This window comes from Micromonospora sicca, from assembly GCF_003172935.1.
GTDB lineage: Bacteria > Actinomycetota > Actinomycetes > Mycobacteriales > Micromonosporaceae > Micromonospora > Micromonospora sicca.
The window spans coordinates 1-17,088 of the sequence record NZ_QGKS01000329.1; the positions used below are offsets into that span (position 1 = coordinate 1).

The 17,088-nt window shown below is 66.0% G+C and carries 19 protein-coding genes; 2 read left to right on the forward strand and 17 right to left on the reverse strand.

Translation table 11 applies throughout. The features are described 5' to 3' along the window. Positions 1-241 precede the first annotated feature (241 nt). Complete coding sequence (locus DKT69_RS27140) at positions 242-1,132, forward strand: helix-turn-helix domain-containing protein (protein ID WP_109804338.1); 891 nt, start codon at positions 242-244, stop codon at positions 1,130-1,132. Next, the gene (locus DKT69_RS27145) at positions 1,125-1,328 is read left to right on the forward strand and encodes a DUF397 domain-containing protein (protein WP_109804339.1); all 204 of its coding nucleotides are present in this window, start codon (positions 1,125-1,127) and stop codon (positions 1,326-1,328) included. Before DKT69_RS27140 ends, DKT69_RS27145 begins: the two co-directional genes overlap by 8 nt. A 629-nt stretch (positions 1,329-1,957) precedes the next feature. Here DKT69_RS27145 and DKT69_RS37920 read toward each other — a convergent pair. From DKT69_RS37920 to DKT69_RS27215, 17 genes are all read right to left on the reverse strand, one after another. Next, positions 1,958-2,872 (reverse strand): hypothetical protein, encoded by a 915-nt coding sequence (locus tag DKT69_RS37920; protein ID WP_146231221.1) that lies wholly within the window; start codon positions 2,870-2,872, stop codon positions 1,958-1,960. A gap of 570 nt (positions 2,873-3,442) precedes the next feature. Further along, positions 3,443-3,709, reverse strand: a complete 267-nt coding sequence (locus DKT69_RS27150) for a hypothetical protein (RefSeq protein WP_146231222.1) — start codon at positions 3,707-3,709, stop codon at positions 3,443-3,445. A 30-nt stretch (positions 3,710-3,739) separates the two neighbouring features. Then, positions 3,740-4,414, reverse strand: coding sequence for a DUF6308 family protein (locus tag DKT69_RS27155; protein WP_109804341.1), 675 nt, complete (start codon positions 4,412-4,414; stop codon positions 3,740-3,742). Positions 4,415-4,428: 14 nt separating this feature from the next. Then, positions 4,429-6,585: a UvrD-helicase domain-containing protein gene (locus DKT69_RS27160; protein ID WP_109804342.1), complete on the reverse strand. Its 2,157-nt coding sequence runs from the start codon at positions 6,583-6,585 to the stop codon at positions 4,429-4,431. Between the two features lie 123 nt (positions 6,586-6,708). Next, positions 6,709-6,948: a hypothetical protein gene (locus DKT69_RS27165; protein WP_236648375.1), complete on the reverse strand. Its 240-nt coding sequence runs from the start codon at positions 6,946-6,948 to the stop codon at positions 6,709-6,711. Between the two features lie 65 nt (positions 6,949-7,013). Beyond that, positions 7,014-8,063 (reverse strand): ISAs1 family transposase, encoded by a 1,050-nt coding sequence (locus DKT69_RS40150; protein ID WP_368666277.1) that lies wholly within the window; start codon positions 8,061-8,063, stop codon positions 7,014-7,016. A 255-nt stretch (positions 8,064-8,318) separates the two neighbouring features. Beyond that, a complete protein-coding gene (locus DKT69_RS40155; RefSeq protein WP_236648376.1) occupies positions 8,319-8,624 on the reverse strand; it encodes a hypothetical protein in 306 nt (101 codons plus the stop codon). Next, positions 8,584-8,904 carry an MGMT family protein gene (locus DKT69_RS40160; RefSeq protein ID WP_236648377.1) on the reverse strand — a complete coding sequence of 107 codons (321 nt, stop codon included), beginning with the start codon at positions 8,902-8,904 and terminating at the stop codon, positions 8,584-8,586. Before DKT69_RS40160 ends, DKT69_RS40155 begins: the two co-directional genes overlap by 41 nt. A 25-nt stretch (positions 8,905-8,929) precedes the next feature. After that, a complete protein-coding gene (locus DKT69_RS40165) occupies positions 8,930-9,823 on the reverse strand; it encodes an HNH endonuclease family protein (protein ID WP_236648378.1) in 894 nt (297 codons plus the stop codon). Beyond that, positions 9,820-10,572 (reverse strand): DUF262 domain-containing protein, encoded by a 753-nt coding sequence (locus tag DKT69_RS40170; protein ID WP_236648379.1) that lies wholly within the window; start codon positions 10,570-10,572, stop codon positions 9,820-9,822. The genes DKT69_RS40165 and DKT69_RS40170 overlap by 4 nt, the downstream gene beginning before the upstream one ends. 197 nt (positions 10,573-10,769) lie before the next feature. Beyond that, complete coding sequence (locus DKT69_RS27190; RefSeq protein WP_109804344.1) at positions 10,770-10,964, reverse strand: DUF397 domain-containing protein; 195 nt, start codon at positions 10,962-10,964, stop codon at positions 10,770-10,772. Beyond that, the gene (locus tag DKT69_RS27195) at positions 10,957-11,538 is read right to left on the reverse strand and encodes a DUF5753 domain-containing protein (RefSeq protein WP_368666278.1); all 582 of its coding nucleotides are present in this window, start codon (positions 11,536-11,538) and stop codon (positions 10,957-10,959) included. Before DKT69_RS27195 ends, DKT69_RS27190 begins: the two co-directional genes overlap by 8 nt. Before the next feature lie 297 nt (positions 11,539-11,835). Continuing rightward, the gene (locus DKT69_RS39185) at positions 11,836-11,973 is read right to left on the reverse strand and encodes a hypothetical protein (protein ID WP_201749882.1); all 138 of its coding nucleotides are present in this window, start codon (positions 11,971-11,973) and stop codon (positions 11,836-11,838) included. 208 nt (positions 11,974-12,181) lie between these two features. Next, entirely contained in the window at positions 12,182-12,352 is a 171-nt protein-coding gene (locus tag DKT69_RS39190) for a hypothetical protein (protein ID WP_201749883.1), read from the reverse strand. Between the two features lie 163 nt (positions 12,353-12,515). Continuing rightward, positions 12,516-16,427: an Eco57I restriction-modification methylase domain-containing protein gene (locus tag DKT69_RS27205; protein WP_109804346.1), complete on the reverse strand. Its 3,912-nt coding sequence runs from the start codon at positions 16,425-16,427 to the stop codon at positions 12,516-12,518. Further along, entirely contained in the window at positions 16,427-16,639 is a 213-nt protein-coding gene (locus DKT69_RS27210; RefSeq protein ID WP_109804347.1) for a hypothetical protein, read from the reverse strand. Before DKT69_RS27210 ends, DKT69_RS27205 begins: the two co-directional genes overlap by 1 nt. After that, on the reverse strand, positions 16,639-17,088 hold a 450-nt coding region (locus DKT69_RS27215), incomplete at its 5' end, for a hypothetical protein (RefSeq protein ID WP_236648380.1). The genes DKT69_RS27210 and DKT69_RS27215, both read right to left, overlap by 1 nt.

The window sequence follows — 17,088 nt, forward strand, 5'->3', positions numbered from 1 at the left end:
TCTTCGGCAGCGTCAGATGTGTATAATCGACAGCTCATGGACTGTGCTCGTCGGTCCTGGTAGCTACCGTCGGCGCCGCACCGAGCCGCGTCCTTGTAGTCAGCATGTGACAGTGCGAAGTGGAAGCGCAACGTTCCACGGAAGAATTCTTGCCAGAAGTGTTGACTTCTTTTACCGAAACCTGTACGAGTTGCAGTGCGGCGTCACGCAGTGTTGCAGGACGGAATCAGGGAGTGTTCGGATGGCAGAGGACATCGGATCGACCGTGCCGCGCCGGCAGCTCGGCCGGCTGCTGCGCCAGTTCCGCACCGAGGCCGGCGTGACGCTCGACACCGCCGCCGAGGCGCTCGAATACAGCCGGCAGAAGATCTGGCGCATCGAGTGCGGTCTGGGCGCGGTCCGGCTGCTCGACGTCAAGGCGATGTGCGAGCTGTACAACGTCTCGGCGGAGATGACCGAGGCGATGCGCGGGCTGGCCGCGGAGACGAAGTCGAAGGGCTGGTGGCATGCGTACGGGGACGCGGTGCCGAGCTGGTTCGAGCTGTACGTCGGCCTGGAATCCGCCGCCGCCTCCCTTCGCCAGTATCAGGAGACCGTCATCCCCGGGCTGCTGCAAACCCGGGAGTACATCCAGGCGCTGGCGCGCATCGACCAGCCGTCGGCGAACGATGAGGAGCGGGAGCACTCCGTGCAGGTGCGCCTGCAGCGACAGAACCTGCTGACCCGTCGGTTGCCGCAACCGCCCCGCTTGGACGCGGTCATCTCCGAGGCCGTGCTGCGACGGCGAGTCGGCGGACAGACCATCATGATCGGGCAGCTCAACGGGCTCCTCGAAGCGTCCGAGCGAGCCAACGTCTCAGTGCGGGTGGTACCGCTCGCCGCCGGGCCGCACATCGGGGCCGTCGCCGGCTCGTTCGTCATCCTGGGATTTCCCGCCACCAAGGGCGGCCGCGCCGCCCCTGAGCCTTCGGTCGTCTACAGCGAGTCGCTCACCGGTGCGCTCTACCTCGACAAGCCTGCCGAGCTGCGGGCCTACGAGGAGGCATTTGCGAGTGCGGCTCAACTGGCGCAAGGTGAGGCAGAATCGAGGGACACGATCAAGAAGATCATCGGGGAGATGCGGCATGACTGACCTCACCGGAGCTATCTGGCGCAAGAGCACCCGCAGCGGCGGCAACGGCGGCGAGTGCGTCGAGGTCGCCACCAACCTCCCCGGAATCGTCGCCGTCCGCGACTCCAAGGACACCACGGGACCGATGCTCACCTTCACCCCGCAGGCGTGGGCCGGCTTCATCACGGCCGCCAAGCGCGAGGGTCTCGTCAGTTGAAGTTCAGCTTCGACGTCGGTATCCAGGAGCGACACCAGGTGACGTTCTCCTTCGACCAGTTCTGGGGCGGATTGTCGATCACGGTCGACGGAAGGGCATGCTGCGCCAGCAGGAGGTGAGTCTGCCTGCCGCCGGCCGTGGTTACGCGGGACGTGTTCGCCGAGTCACACCACGATGCCGCCGCCGTCGATCGTCAATCGCGTCGGGTTGCTGCCCGGGCATCTCGCTGCGGTTCCGATGGACCGGCTGCTGAAGCAGGAGCGAGTGCACCCGCGCTCGCCGGGGTCCCGGACAGCGCTCCCCGTCGCCGTACCGGACACGCGCCGGCTCTCGCGGGGCCGTCGTGGTCGGCGCGGAGCCGGCCGCTCGCCAGCAGCAGGTCGCAGAAGACCGGGCGTTGCCGGGTCTGGTGCCCCTTACCGGTACGCGCTATTTTGGACTGCCCGGGCGATCGATATCACGAAAGAGAGTTCTTCGTGGCACTCGATAGTAGACCTTTTCGCCCTTAGGAGTCATCACCAGTAGCTCCATCCATTCCTGATCCACTATGCGCGCCTCTTCGAACCAAGGTTCTTCCGCATGCTCCACCACATCGCTGCGCCCAACCATACTCATAACAGCACTCCTCGCTATCCTCGGACGTCTTCCAGTCCTTTTCGCTGCAGCGGCACGCTTCCATCTGCCGCCTGCCTTATCCGAAAGCGCTGGATCGCGAGATCCAACGCTTGCGCAAACGCGGCGCCGAGAGGAACGTCATAGGTTTCGTTGAAGACTCCCACTGCCAAAGTGTCGACACACAGAAATCCAACGATCTCCCGATGAGCGTTGCCATGGGAGTTCGCGCTTTTCGACCGGCCAATCGGCCAGACGATAGTCGCTACATAGTCGAACTTCCGCTCCTCAATGGTCCGTTCATCCCAATGCGAGTTCTGATAGCCCTTCGCCAACTGGGCCACCAGGTCGTTAGAGAAGAAGTAGGGAGCGTTCCCTGTGAAGATCTGACGGAAATCGGTGTTGTTTCCGATGCGGTCTCGATCCGCAGGCTTCGCATCCTCTAAGTCAACGCTCCGACCCACTGTTACAACTTGGATGTCATGACTGGCGATATCCGTCGATCCTGCTGTAATAATCTTGACCGAGGCCCGACACGGGGCGTCAGTAATGAGACTGAAGGTCTCGGCGATCAGCCTGAGCGACTCCCGAAGGTGAAGGAGAAAGGAACCTTCGGAGCCGTCGCCTTCAATCATGATCCAAGACGCGCCCGCCAAGCTGGCAAAGGCCTTCCGAGCCGGAATCATCGCTGGCGCATAACGCGCCTCCCGTCGATACCGACCTTCAACCCTCAACAGCAGGAGAAGCAACACCGTTACGAGCAAACACACGTATACAGCCAATATTGTCGCCGGAATGTCGGCATTTCCCGTCAGAATGATCGCCCCGATCGTTACGATCGGTGTCAAGATCGATACTAGAGTGCCGAGATGGCTCAACATCGACCACAGTTTTGAGCCACTGGAGGTTGTCCACGCCGATGTGAACTTCACGCCACGCCCCTTCGCCAGATCGATTCATTGACGCCGGGAAGGTTTCAGTATCGATCCACTTCCGACAGAAGTCAATCGACTCCGCTCAGTGAGCGAGGGGTGCGGGCGTTGGGAAGCGGGAGCTTCCACCCGATCGTTCGATCAAGGTCGTGCCCGTCTTGCCGCGGGAGCGGACGGGAAATAGCGGGTGACCGCGCTGCTGCCGACGCGGCTCCCGCTCTGGTCCGCGAGGGCGGGCTCGTGCGGCAGCCGGCACAGCAACTGCTCGCCGGTCGCGAGAGCCAGCCCGGACGAGCGCTCGTCCAGGCAGACGTGGCATCGGGTCCGCCAGGCCTTACGGCACACCCGGTGGTTGCCGCACTTCCGGCATTGGTGGACGTCCGCGCCGCTGCCTAACGGCAGAAGATTGAGGGGTTCCAGCTGGTCGGCGACCAGGGCCGCGCACGCGTGACAGTGGACGAACCACGCGATGTCCGGGCCGCGGTGGCGGGAGTTCGCCCCCCGAACGGCTTCGCCGCAGTTGACACAGGCACCTTCAGTAGGCTGAGTGCCGCTTTCCACTCGACTCGGTCATTCGCCCGAATCGACGCGGTCCAGGATGTCGACCGGGTCCACACCGGCTGCGATTGCCTGCGGGGTGCCGCGTCGACCCCCGTCCTCCCACGACACCTGGCTGTAGCCGTCCCATCGCTTGTCGAGCTGGACTGGCACAGCCTGCTCGTCCGGTGTGACGGTGAAGCCGCAGCCAATCGCATTCATCTGCATCCAGATCGCGTTCACGATGTCCGCGTACTGCTCGTCGCTGACGCCGCCGAGGCGAACCGTGATCTCCCGCATCTCATAGCTCCCCACTGTGATCGTCCGATGTCAGGTCAGCCGCAGGCCCGGGCACGCGCCACCACCGTGAGCGTCTCGGTGACGCATCCAGAACACAACGTCAAGGACCCGAAGTCGGCTGACCACCGCTGGCAAGTCAGCCTCCGCGTGCAAGGCTCGAAGGCGCTGCGCCAGGACGCCGCCCTCCTCGCGGAGCTTGCCGTGCAGCCACTCCCAGAATCCCGTCCCGGTGCCGAAGGCACAGGACACCACGTCGTCGTACACGGGCACGAGCTTCGGGCGTTTGCGGGCTAGCAGCTTGCCGGCGATGACCCAGCCGATGCCGTCTGCATTGCGCAGCATCCGCCATGCGTTGTCCGCGTGGCCACCCTCCACGATGAGCGGAAACGCCTCGTGAGCGCCCAACTCGACGTCGACCGGAATTTGCGCCAGTTCCGCCGCAAGCTCCCGGCCGAGCTGCCCCTGCAGCAGGTCGAGCGCCCGATGCGGACGCACCTGCACGCTGAGCAGTTGCACCGCGATCAAATCCTCGGCGGTGACGGTATTTGCAATCTCCGGACGGTCACCGCCGCCGCCGAGTCGCTCGAACTGCCCGCCGGCGAATGCCGCATCACCGACCGCCAGGAAGTAGCGCTGAAGGTCGGGGACTGACCGAGGATCATCCAGCACGGCCAAAATCTCGGCGAGTGTCACGGGCTGCGTCATGCTTCTCCTCGGGATCACCTGGGCTGGCTGTTAGCGACGAACGACAGGAACGGGCTAGGCGTCCCGCTCCACGACACGTGCAGGGCTTCCCGGGCGCGGGTGCTGGCGACGAAGAGCAGGCAGCGCTCTCTGAGCATGTCGCTGTCGTGCTGCAACTGATCGACCTCGCTCGGCGTGACCTCCTTGCTGAAGGGGACCGCCTTGGCCGTGGCCCCCAGCACCGCGACGCAGCGGAACTCCAGCCCCTTCATCGCGTGCATGGTGGCGAGCCGCACCCCGTCGACGTCCGCGCCGGGCTGGTCCCGTACCCGCACGGCAAGGATTCCTGCAGCGGTCAGCTCGTCGTACGCGCTGCTGAGGACTGTGTTGAACCGCGCGCAGACCGCGACCTCGCTCGGCTGGACGCCCTGTTCGAGCCACTCCCCCACCCGCTTGACGAGTGCCGTGACCTCGGCCTGGGACGTCGGATACCCCACCGCCTGCGGCCGCCTGCCGTGCAACAGCGACCGGTAGCCGGTGAGGCTGTCCTCGCCCTCACCGCCGAGGTCTTCGACCCGTGACCCGACGAGCACTCCGGTGGACCAGGACAGGATCTCCTCGGTGCTGCGGTAGTTGATGCGCAGCCGGCTGCTACGCCCGGCGACGGAGATACCGAGGGCGCCCAGCGACACCCGGGAGTCGTAGATCCGCTGGTGCGGGTCGCCGGTGATGAACAGGTCGTCGGGGCCGGGCGTCACCGCGGCGCGCAGCACCCGCCACTGCGCGGGGTGCAGGTCCTGCGCCTCGTCGACCACCACGTGGTCGAACCCGTGGACGGTCAGGTCGGCGTCGTCGAGCAGTTGCGCCGCCCTCGCGCACACCTGCAGGTGCGTCATGGTGCCGGCCGCCGACAGCTCGGCCGAGAACATCTCGACGGCGTCCCACACCTGATCGCGTTGCCGGGCGCCGAGGGCCGACCCTCTCCCCCGCCGGCTGGCCGCACGGTACTCCTCCCGGCTCCGCACGTCCTGCGCGAGGACGACGTGCCGGAACTCCTGGGCGAGGAACTGCTCGGTCCAAGGCAGGTTCAGCCGCCGGCACACCCGCCGCCAGACCTGCCGCTCGTCCGCATCCCCAATCGGGGACGGCGCTCGGCCGGCGAGGGTTCGCACAGTGCGGTTGGCGAAGGCGTTCACCGTGGTCACCTCCACCCGCGCCAACTGCTCCTCGTCGCCGAGGAGCAGCGCCAGGTTCTCGCGCAGCGTCGCCGCGAGGGCGTTGGTGTACGTGGTGAGCAGCACCCGACTGTCGGAGGACCGCGAGAGCAGGTGCTTGACCCGGTGCAGGGCAACCACCGTCTTGCCCGTGCCGGGTCCGCCGGTCACCTGCGCCGGCCCCTTGTACGACACCCGGTACGCGACCCGCCGCTGTGACGGGTGGAGGAACACCCGCCAGGCGGCGAACGGCTTGTCGAGGATCTCGGCCAGCTCGTCCGGCCGGGTCACCAGCGTGATGCGGTTCCTGGTGTTGGCGATCGCCGTCGCCAGGCTCTCGCTCGGCTCCGGGGTGGCGTCGGCTGGCCGGCGTTCGGCCACGAGGTCGCGGTACACCTCATCGGGCGAGAAGCCCTCGGCGAGGTACTGCAGCACCTCGAACTGGTCCTCGGGCAGCAACGTGCCGAACGCTTCGAGCTGCGGCTTGTTGATGATCGTGCGCACCGCTCGCAGCACCTGGTCGTCAATGCCGAGGTCCCGCAGCACCGTGTCCGAATGGCGGGCGAAGAGCAGCGTCGGCGCGTCCGCCGCCGCTTTCTCCAGCGCCGGCGTGAGCTGCTCGATGGCGACGACGTTGCGGACCTCCAGGGCCCGGGTCGCCGTGTTCACCGTGTAGAGACGCTTCGCCGCCCAGGTGTACGCGCCGTTGTGCGGCACGACGCTCAGCAGGAGGAAGGTGTCGCTGCCGTCGTCCGGGGCCAATACGACCCCGCGCCAGAAGTCGTTGATCCGGATGGTCCGCATCCGCGGATCCCGCGCATTGTTGACCGACTCCAGGTGCAGGCCCTTGTCGGCGTGCAGCTCGGCGATGGTGAGCTGCTGAAACTTGTCCATCGCCTTGCGTACGCCGGCCTTAACCGGCTTCTCCAGGACGTCGTAGCTCTCCCAGAAGCTGTTGGCGAAGGCGAGCTGAGGCACGGGTGGACCTCCGGGGTGGTGGCTCGGTACGGCGGACGTGACAGTACCGGCCGCGGCAGGGTGGGTGTCGTGCAGCGCCCGGCAGGAAGAGGCCGGACGCTGCACCACACAGGTGTCGGGAGCCTAGACCGTGACCGGATCGTCCGAGGTGGGCAGCTGCGCCTGGTCGTAGAACCAGCGGAGGTGGTCGAGCAGCGCCTCGCGGGCGTCGGCATCGGCGAGGACCGTCAGGGGAAAGCCGGGGCGGAGGGCGATCCTGGCGGCGGCGATGTCCACGCCTGGAAGCTGGTTCAACCGTTGGCGAAGCTCCTCCCGCAGCGTGACGTCGTCGAACGGCGTCCGGACGCTCAGGTGCTGGAACACGACCTCGAACTTCCCGCTCGGGTAGATCGCTGCCCAGGGTCATTGCGTTGTCGGATAGGTGCTGGTCACGGCGGTGATGAGGTCGTGTGGGCGGCGGTTGGCGCGTCGGGTGGCGCGGGCGATGTTGGCCTCGCCGTTGGTGCGGTGGTAGCCGATCGAGGTGTTGCGCAGGGTGGCCAGGACGGCGGGTCCGGTGCCGGTGCGGGCCTGGTGGAGGTCTTCACGGAACGTGACGTCCCGGACGTGGTGGACGCGGTTCTCGATGTGCCATTCGCGGCGGGCCCAGTCCTGCAGGTCGGCGGGTTGGGCCTGCTCGGCGGGTAGAGACACGGTGAAGTAGGTGGTCTCGCGGCTGGTCTTCCCGCCGGTGGTGCGGGTCCGGATGATCCGGATGGCCTGCTGCGCGTGGGGGAACCTGATTCCGCCGGGGTGTGCACGGTGATGGCTTTGACCGTGCGGGTCTCGCGGCGGCCGTGCCCGGTGTCGCGGCGGCGGTCGCCGAGTGGGACGTCGGGCCAGGGTAGGGCTTTGAGCTGGGCGAACAGGGTGGGCTGGTTGCCTTTCGTGGGGATCATCAGGTGGGCGCCGCGGGCGGCGATCTCGTCGGCGTGGGCGGTCTGGGTGTGCAGCGCGTCGGCGATGAACAGCAGGCCGGTCAGGGTGCCCAACACGGTCTCGACCGCGTCGAGTAGCGGCGCGAACGCGGGGATCTCATTGCTCTTCGCGCTCACGGTGACCTGGGCCAGGACGATGCCGGTGCTGGTGTCCAGCGCGGAGAGCAGGTGGACCTGGCCGCCGTCGCTGCGGCGGGCGCCTCGAAGGGTTTTCCCGTCCACGGCGATCACCGTCCGATACCGGCGTGGCTGGGGCGTGGTCACCGGCTGGGCGCGGGCGGTCAGCCAACCGGCCAGGACGGTGGACAGCAGCCCGTCGTCCAGGCGAGTCAGCAGCCGCCACACCGTCGTGCCCACCGGCACCCCATGATCGAACCCGAGCCGGTCGCGGGCTTGGGCGTCCAGATCGTGCAGCCAGTCGGTGATCGCGGCGAACGACGATGCCCCCGCCAGGACCGCGCAGACCGCGACCGCGAGGAGACCCGACAGCGGATACCGCACCCCACGCGGGTCGCGGGGATCCGGGACCGCCGACAGGGCCTGCATCAACCCCGCGCACTCGCTCTCGGTGACCGCAGGTGGTGATGTGTCAGGGGTGCCGCCGGCGACGGCGGACAGTGCGGGGATCGGGCATGATGACATCGGCGGGTGAGGTCCTCGGGGTGTCGTGAAGCGTAGAGAACTCCATGATCACCGACGCGATCTCACCCGCTCTTCCGGCCTCCACACAGGCCAGTCACTACGCACATCACCAGCTCAGGGCGCCCGCCGATCGACTACGCAATCGCCCTGGATCGCTGCCGGCCAGATGTTGCCGAGTTCGTGCTCCTTACCGCGCGCCATCAGGAAGCAGGAGGTTTCGCCGCCAGTGCCGTAGGAGAGGCTGCCGCCCATCGTGGTCCACGCGTCGAGCACGACGTGGGTGGCGGTGGCCACGGCCGGACCCTGGAGGGCGGTCACCTGCTCGATGAACCGCTCACCGTAGCTGCGGTCGTCGTCGGAACGCGGGCGGGGCAGCCGCTCAGGCAGGTCCTCCGGCGTGACACCAGCCAGCTGCGCCATCTTCGGTGCCGATGCGCTGGGCCTGGTCAGCCCGGCCGTACTGGTCGAATTCAACGCCTTCCGCGCGCAGCAGGTCCCGCGGGTCGTCGGTGCGCTCCGCATCCGCCCACCGGAAGTTGGGCGAGACGATGCCTTCGACCTGCAATACCCGGTGCGCGTTCGGAAGCGGGTAGTTGGCAAGTCGGGCGCCGACCGGCACCGGGTGGCTACCGATGAGGGCGGCCAGGTCGCCGTACGTGGTCCAGGAGCCGGCGGGCAGCTCGGCGAGGGCCTTGGTCATGACATCCCACGCCACCTCCGACTGGTCAGCCGCCTGCTCGGTCGGCCCCGGCCAGATGGAGACAATGCGATCGGCGAGGGCGTCTCCGCGGGCGTGGATTTCGCGGCGGCCCCACCGATCCTGCGCGGCGATTTCCTGGTTGAGCACGATCCCGCTCTTGCCGAGCTGGACGCGGCTTAACCGGGAAGGAGCTGTTGCTCAGCTCGGAGTTGTATCCGGTGAGGGTCAGGTTCCCCGGCGTGTGGACCAGGGCCTCGTGCGCCTCGCGGAAGTTCTCCTCCGGCCCCAGGTCGGTGCTCAGCATCTGCCGCCACTCCGTGGTGGGGGTCTGCGGCAGCACGTGCTCGATGGTCAGCGAGTCCGGCGACACCGGCTCCTTGCTGCCGTACGACTCCTCCAGCCACCGCAGCACCAGGTTGCGCTGGTGGGGCCGGCCGTTGAGGTAGTACGGGATGGACCGCACCGCAGCGCGTACGCTGGAGTCGGTGGCGTAGTACTTGCGGCCGACCGACAGGTATGCCCGCACCGCCTCGTCCACCGGGAGGTCCTTGCTCATCTCGGTGACGACGGAGAGCAGGATCCGGTTGATGTTGGCGGTGGCCCGTCCGATCAGCAGACGCCGGACGAAGAAGCTCTCCACGTACAGCATCGCCGAGGCGACCTGCTCGGAGGTCGCGGTCCCCTGCTCCCTGCGGTCGAGCAGGTGCAGCAGGAGCGGGTAAACCGTGGTCGTACCCCAAGCGCTCAGCCGCTCCAGCCGCCGCCGTACGCCCGAATGCTGCTCCTCGCCGGGGTGGAGGATGACCCGCAGGAGGGCGCCGAGGCGGCTGAACCGCTGCACCTCCGCCTCGATCTCCTCCTCGGACCGCAGCCTGTTGAGCCGGGCCTGCTGCGCCGAGTAGACGTCGGTCTGCTTCACCCGCGGGTCGGCGGCTGCCACAGGGACCGGTAGACGGTCTCGCCCCGGCTGGGCAGTCGCATGAAGAGGTAGTTGCGCAGCAGGTCGGCCTGGGTGAGCTTCAGGCCGGTGTTGTTGAGCGACTCGAAGATCCGGTGGACGTTGTCCCCGGGCTGGGCAGTGACCGACACCAGCGCCAGCCCGGAGATGACGGCGTTCTCGATGCGTTCGATGTCGAGCGGGTCGTCCGGGTCGTCGGCGGCGGCCAGCTGCGCGACGAAGAACCGGTACGCCGCACCGACCGGGTCCGCGCCGCCGGCCTGCGGGGTGGAATCCAGGCAGGCCAGGTAGGCGGCCCGGTCGGCCTGGGTCGGCACAAGCTTCAACCGCTGCCGCTCCGACTTCCACACGTTGACCAGATACTGCTGGTTGAGCCGGTCGCGGTGCATGGGGCCCTCATGCTGCGCACGGCGGTCGCGGATGGCGCAGAGCAGGATGGTCAGGGTGGTGAGCCGCTGCTGCCCGTCCACCACCAGATACTCGGCCACGCCCGTGGGGCCGTTCGCGGGGCTGGGCGCGAGCACGAGGGAGCCGATGAAGTGCGTGGCGCTCGGGTCAGCGACCTGGTCCTCCGCCAGCTTCAGGATGTCGTTCCAGAGCCGCTCGAGCTGAAGCTTGGTCCACGAGTACGTGCGCTGGTAGAGCGGCACCTGATACTGCTTCGCGCCCTCCAGCAACTCCTGCAGCGTCGTCTCGCGAGCCGCGACCATACTCGGCTCCCCGTCTACTCCGGACGTGCCCCTGAGCCGGCAAGACAACCAGATCAACAGCGGGCGGAGCAACCGACGTGAGGCCGGAATTGCCCTCGAACGGCCCAATCGCCTCGTCGGCTTTCCGGCACACCGCGGCCACTCGGGGAGGCGGCGCGACCCGGGCGGGTCCTCCAGGCTCGCACCGCCTCGCGGCCTCAGCGCGACGACTTGGCGGCGTGGACGAAGCTGGCCCAGGAGTCGGGGGTGAAGGTGAGGGCCGGACCGGTCCGGTCCTTGCTGTCGCGTACGGCGACGACGCCGGGCAGGTTGTCGGCGACCTCTACGCAGTTGCCGCCGTTGTCGCCGCTGCGGGTGCTCGTGCGCCACCGGGCGCCGGTCAGGTCAGCCATGGTGAACCTCCTCGGAGATCTTGGTGATCAGGCGCCGGGACTGCCCCTCATCCAGGGCCAGCGAGTCGAGGCTTGCCCAGATCCGCTCGTAGGCGGCAAGTTCCTCCTTCCGGTCGAGGTAGAGCGCACCGGTCAACGACTCGCTGTAGACGACCGACGGCTCGGGCTCGACGCGGTTGCCGGGCGGGAAGTCAAGCAGCACGAAGGCACCCGCAACGGCACCGAAGTGCAGGCCGGCGGCCAGCGGCACGACCCGGATCGAGACGTGCGGCAGCCGGCCCATCTCCACCAGATGCCGGAGCTGTTCCGCCATCGTCGCCGGGCCGCCGACGACGCGCAGCAGCACCGCCTCGGAGAGCATGACGTCGAACCGGGGCGGCGGAGGCAGCCGCCGCCGCAGCAGCGCCTGCCGTTGCAGCCGCACCTCGACCGGGCGCTCCCGCTCGTCGTCGGTCATGCCCGACCGGTGCTGACACACCGCGGACGCGTAGCCCCGGGTCTGCAGCAGCCCGGGAACCAGCGTGTCGTCGTGTTCCCGGAGCCGACCGGCCGCGGCCTCCAGGCCGACGTACAGCTCGAACCAGTCGGGAACGGTGTCGCCGTAGGCGTGCCACCAACCCTTCGTCCGCGTCTCGCGGCCAGGCCGGTCAGCGCACCGGTCAGCTCGGGCGTCGCGCCGTACAGTTCACACATCGCCCGCACGTCGAGCCCGCGCACCGCGCTCAGGCCCGCCTCGATCCGCCACACCTACTGCCGGCTGCACTCCAACGCCTGCGCGGCACCGTCCAACGTGACGAGCGTAATGCGGCTGCTGGTGTTGGCGATCGCCACCGCAAGGCTTCCGGGTGGCGGAGGGGGCGACGTCGGCAGGTCAACGTTCGGCGAAGACGTCGCGATACACCTCATCGGGCGAGAAGCCTTCGGCGAGGAACTGTAGGACTTCGAACTGGTCCTCGGGCAGCAGGGTGCCGAAGGCTTCCAACTGCGGCTTGTCGATGATTGTCCACACTGCGCACAGCACCTGGTCGTCGATGCCGACGTGCCGTAGCGCGGTCTCGGAGTGCTTGGCGAATAGCAGCGTCGGGGCCTGCGCCGCAGCTCTCTCCAGGGCGGGGGTAAGTTGCTCGATGGCGACGACATTGCGGACTCAACGGCCTGCGCGGCCGTGTAGATCCTCTTCCCCGCCCAGTTGTACGCGTCGTCGTTGGATACGACGTTCAACAGGAGGAAGGTGTCGCTGCCGTCGTCTGGGCCAGCACCACTCCGCGCCAGAATTCGTTGATGCGGATGGTCCGCATCCGCGGGTCGCGGGCATTGTTCACCGACTCCAGATGCAGGCCCTTGTCCGCGTGCAACTCGGAGATGCTGACCTTCTGGAACTTCGCCATCGCCTTCCGTACGCCGGGCCCTGACCGGCCTCTCCTGGACGTCATAGCTCTCACAGAAGCTGTTGGCGAAGGCGAGCTTTTGGCAGGAGGTACCCCTTCGGTGACGATTGGTGGGTAAAGCAGAAGACTACGGCCAGCCAGTCACGCGACCAGCACCATTACCTCATTCCTTATCGAAGGCACGAAGGACGAGGGCTCGAGTGCGGTAGTCACCGTACTTCCGCCGCTCCTTGCGTTCGAGGGTAGGGAACGTAGTCAGAATGTACTCAAGCTGCCTGCGGTCGAGGTTGAAAAGGTGTTTGGCCACCACGGCGTCGATCTCGGCCTGCGCTTCGGCCCGGGAGGCGTCGTCGACAAGAGCCTCACTTGGAACTTGTTCCTCGGGGACGAAGGACGTCCAGCCGAACTCGCCCATTCTGTTCCAGAATGGAGTCATCTCCGGACTGGTGCAGGTGAGCCGAAGGACAAGCGGGGCGAGGCGGTCAAGGAGTGGGTCGCCGAGGCGAAGGCGCGGGAATGGAAGACTATCCAGCACTCCCAACTGCATGTTCAACGTCACCTTCTTTCGAGCGAGAAAGTCAAGGCACATGGAGTTGGCTGCGCCAAGCCAGAGCGGATAAGCCCACTCGAAATTCTCGCCGAAGTAGATCGTGGGAACAGAGTGACCGCAGATCACCTGCGGTGGGATCAGCGCCGCCACGAGAGATCGTTCGTTGCGCGGCGCTGTGACACCACAGAAGCCGATGCGGTATTGGCTGATGCGGCCCTTCGTCTTGTTTGGGATGTTCCGCTGCGGCACGACCCACTGCGGAACAATGGCCTTTTTCGGAGAACCAAACTCCAGCTCATCCCACACCGCCGACCGGCCCCTGCCGGAAACGTACGCCTTGGCCCGATGATCGTACTGGCCTACCATTCTTCCTTCGAATAGCGAAAGGCCGGGCTCCTCATCAGTGTACCGATCGCGATCATTTCCCATGTCGATTTCACGCTGGTAGACCCTATGCGGAAAGTCATGGGAAATCGTCGAAAATGCTGGCCACTGACGGTAGAGATGATCGGTGACCTCCGAGTCGGTGCCGCCTACCGTGTCACCGATGGCCAAGGCATCCGGGGACTGGCTGCGCACCACTTCGACAGACAACCGAGGCGGGCTCTTCAGCGCAGTGGCCAGGTCCGTGGGATTTTTGATCTGGAAACCGACGGAGAACGTTGAGGTCCTTCCTGCGCGCCTTGCCGAGTACGCGCCGAAGCGCATGGTGCCGTCCGCTCCATCGAACCACTCCTCCCCTGTGTTGATGAAACCGAGCATGAGTCGCAAATCCCAGTGGTCGAAGAGCTCCGCCCGGATAGCCTGCGCATTCGCCCCGTTGTAGATGTTCGAAGGCGTGACCTGCGTGGCGGCGCCTCCATTGGCAGTCAGGGTGAGAGCGGATTCCACGAACATGCGGTAGACGTTGAAGTCGCCCTTCCCGAGATTCCCTTGAGCAAACAACCGGTAGCGGCCGCTGCGCTTAAGGAAATGGACAAGCGCGTAAAGGTCACGCCGGGACGCGTCCCATCGCTCCCGGATCACTGGGCTCTCTAACAGATCCGCAATGGCTGTCTCGCGCGCATCTCTCTTCATTGCCCGCACATCAGTGTTGTAGGTGGAGAAAAACTCTTTCTCGTCTGGGCTGAGCGAGTCCCATGGAGGATTTCCGAGCACGCATGAAAACCCTCCCGTCCACCCGGTTTCGCCCGTTGCGTCGCGGTCGACATTATCGGCTACCTGGAAGATCTCCGGAAACTCGAGGTGCCAATGAAAGAAGCTGTACCTGCGGGCCAGCTTTACGATTTCGTGACGCGTAGCCGCCGATGCGCCCGCGCCATCCCGCTCCGCCAGTGCTCGGAAGACCTCCTGGGTGACCGGGCGCGGCGCGTCCGCCGTCTTCTTCCAGAAGAACGACGAACACCAGGCGTCTGCGACATGCACCGCATGGAGATAGGCCGGGCTGTTCAACCACTTCTGAAACTCCACAGACTGCTCACGCACGTCGCTCAGCGTATTGGTCTTCCGGGTAGTAATGGAGTGCATCTCGTCCGCGAAGGCCGCATTAGACACCGAAATCTCTTGTTCGTTGTCCGAAAGGAACAGGGTAACATGTCCTTCGCGTTCCCTTTTGTTGATAGCTCTCAGGCCACTGACGACGCCCACTTCGTCTCCCTCGACGTGGGCGAACGCATCGGTGGGGATACCCTGGGCAAGCAAAGCCGGCGTCGCCCCGACCAAGGCATTCCCCTGCTTGATGTGTGCATCAAGAAAGCCGAGGGGCTTTCCGGGCTTCAGAGCCTCCAACCACAGGGAAACCTTAGCCAGTTCCACCGCCATCGGGTTCAAATCCACCCCGTAAATGCAGTGGGTGACCACCTCCCACATCGCGGAGCGGACAGCATTAGGGGTTGGCTCTGGGCTTCCTTCTCGAACTGCGGCGATCCGCTTCGCGATACGGCGGGCTGCGGCAACAAGGAAATGGCCCGACCCACACGCGGGATCACAGACTGATACCTTCAGCAACTCATCGACAACGCACGCAGTCTGGCTAGCTCCGTCCGAGGCTGTAGCACGAATGAGACCTCGCCTCACCGCGTCATCGAGCACTGGATCGAGCGCAGAATCGAGCAAGCACTCAATGATCGCAGAATGGGTATAGAAGGAACCCGTCGTCTTGCGGGCATTGCCGGCGACTTCCACCATCCGCGCGGAGCGCATGTCGGCCGAAGGTGTCAGGCGGAGTTCGAGCAGGAACTCGTAGATGGATCCCAGTTCTTCCGCTCCCAGGTTCCGGTAGTCGATGGTCCGGTAGCGGTTGGAGGTCTTGTCCTTGACCTGAGACAGCTGACGGACAGCCGACAGTAGCGCCTCGTTGGAAAGGGAGAGGCCGGCTAACAAGCGATCCGTATCAGACTCCTCGAAGATGCCGCCGAGGGCCGGCAGTCCCAGTTCTGGTCGACCCTCATCCCTAGCCAATCCGTCCAGCACTAAGCTCAGCGCTTGGTAGAGATCCGTGTGCGGACCACCTCGATGGTGCCGAGCTACGCGTCGTAGCCGTGCTGTTGAAAAATACCGATGGTAGCGCTCTCGCGCCTCGGCGTCTGCGCTCGGCGTGTGCAGGATGCCTCGGTCCTCGGCCACGAAGACGAAGAGCAATCGGTAGACGAAGCGCAGTAGCGCATGCTGCAGTGCGTCTGCGTCAAGGCCCTCCCGTAGCCGCCCGTTGGCAGGGTGCTTCAGAAAGCCGCTCGCGAGGGCTGCGACTGCCTCCTGCACACCGGAACGAATGTGCTTGAGTGCCCGGATGCCCGTCTGAATGGCCTCGGTACGCCACATTTCCAGCCAGCACGTCGCAGCGGCGCCGTCGACCACCTCGAAGCGGGAAACGTGTAGCAGCCGGTACAGCAGGACGAACTCGCTGAACAGCTCGCCGTCGAAGATGGCCTCTAGGTCGAACTCGACGTACGAGGCGGTGGCGAGCGCGCTGGAGTCGCGCAGCAGCCTGACCTGTCGCCCGTTGGTGAGCACACCCCACAAGTGGGCCTCGGACCGGTTCAGGAACTCCTGAAGGAGCGACTGCGGCGAGACGCTGCCCCCACCGGCCGGCCGCTTGTCCAGAGAAGCATTCCACACGACCAGGTGGATCGGCACGTGGTTCCAGCGGTGGCTGATCGGGAAAGTCTTGCCGCCGTCGCCCGCCGCGATGCCGGACGCTCCGATCGCGGTCAAGCTGCCGAAGCCGAGCTCCGCGAACAGCGGTTCAAGCCACTGGGTGATCGCAATACCAGTCGGGTCCGCCGGAGTCTCGGCCTCCGGAGTGCCGGGAAGCTTTTCGCGCAACTCCTCCCAGATTGACTTGAGGAAGGCCCAGTGGCGTTCAGCGTCGTCTCGTACTGAACGCGAGCCGACCACGCGGTAATCGGCGGGTCGGGAACCGGTGACGTCCTTGCCTTGGGAGATCCGGACCAGCATCTCGGCGGGAAGCAGACCGCCGATGGTGTGGACAGTGGAGAAGACCTGGTTGCGGGCGGTGGCGGACATCAGGCAATGCCTCCGACAACGGTGGGGGTGACGGCGGTGGACACCGGCAGGTAGACGTAGGCGCCGAGGATGTCGGCGAACTTCTTCGCGATGACGGCCAGGCCAAAGACAATCTCGTCAGACGCGCAGCGATTGGTCCTCTTCTGGGTTGGTTGCCATGCCCGCACCGTGGGCAGGCAGATCAGGAGCTTGGGATGCGCCGAATCCGCCATCACGCATCCTCGCGTCCCCGTTGGCCGACAGGCATGGTGCCCGAGGTCAGGTGCCGAGGACCGTACCCCGGAGACGGGGTGACAATGGACGTGTAATTTCCGCCGTCCACAAGCGGGTTGGTCGGGCTGACACCGGCAGCGGCCATCCGGTCATACCCGGCGAGGACGAGATCCCTGGTGCGGTACCTGCCGTACTTTGCGATCTCGTTGTTCTTCAGGCCGCCGTTCTGGGTCTGGAAGGTCTCCAGGATGTAGTCGACGTCGGCTCGACTGATGCCGTAGAGATGGAAGAAGTAAGCGTCCAGCTCGGCGCGGATCTGGGCGCGTCGTTCTTCGTCCCACTGGAAGGGGGCACTACGGTCACCGAGGTCGCGGGCGAGTCCAGCCATGTCGTGAGCGGTGTAGACGAGTTCGAGAACACGGGGCGTCAAAAACGGGGTATGGGGGGT

What these genes read in the sequence shown, in the direction of transcription:
- DKT69_RS40170 (WP_236648379.1), bottom strand. Translation starts at nt 10,572, where the DNA reads ATGGTCGCGGCTCGCGAGACGACGCTGCAGGAGTTGCTGGAGGGCGCG.
- DKT69_RS27145 (WP_109804339.1), top strand. Translation starts at nt 1,125, where the DNA reads ATGACTGACCTCACCGGAGCTATCTGGCGCAAGAGCACCCGCAGCGGC.
- DKT69_RS27190 (WP_109804344.1), bottom strand. Translation starts at nt 10,964, where the DNA reads ATGGCTGACCTGACCGGCGCCCGGTGGCGCACGAGCACCCGCAGCGGC.
- DKT69_RS27140 (WP_109804338.1), top strand. Translation starts at nt 242, where the DNA reads ATGGCAGAGGACATCGGATCGACCGTGCCGCGCCGGCAGCTCGGCCGG.
- DKT69_RS40160 (WP_236648377.1), bottom strand. Translation starts at nt 8,904, where the DNA reads ATGACCAAGGCCCTCGCCGAGCTGCCCGCCGGCTCCTGGACCACGTAC.
- DKT69_RS39190 (WP_201749883.1), bottom strand. Translation starts at nt 12,352, where the DNA reads ATGGCGAAGTTCCAGAAGGTCAGCATCTCCGAGTTGCACGCGGACAAG.
- DKT69_RS27155 (WP_109804341.1), bottom strand. Translation starts at nt 4,414, where the DNA reads ATGACGCAGCCCGTGACACTCGCCGAGATTTTGGCCGTGCTGGATGAT.
- DKT69_RS40155 (WP_236648376.1), bottom strand. Translation starts at nt 8,624, where the DNA reads ATGGCGCAGCTGGCTGGTGTCACGCCGGAGGACCTGCCTGAGCGGCTG.
- DKT69_RS27205 (WP_109804346.1), bottom strand. Translation starts at nt 16,427, where the DNA reads ATGTCCGCCACCGCCCGCAACCAGGTCTTCTCCACTGTCCACACCATC.
- DKT69_RS27210 (WP_109804347.1), bottom strand. Translation starts at nt 16,639, where the DNA reads ATGGCGGATTCGGCGCATCCCAAGCTCCTGATCTGCCTGCCCACGGTG.
- DKT69_RS27150 (WP_146231222.1), bottom strand. Translation starts at nt 3,709, where the DNA reads ATGCGGGAGATCACGGTTCGCCTCGGCGGCGTCAGCGACGAGCAGTAC.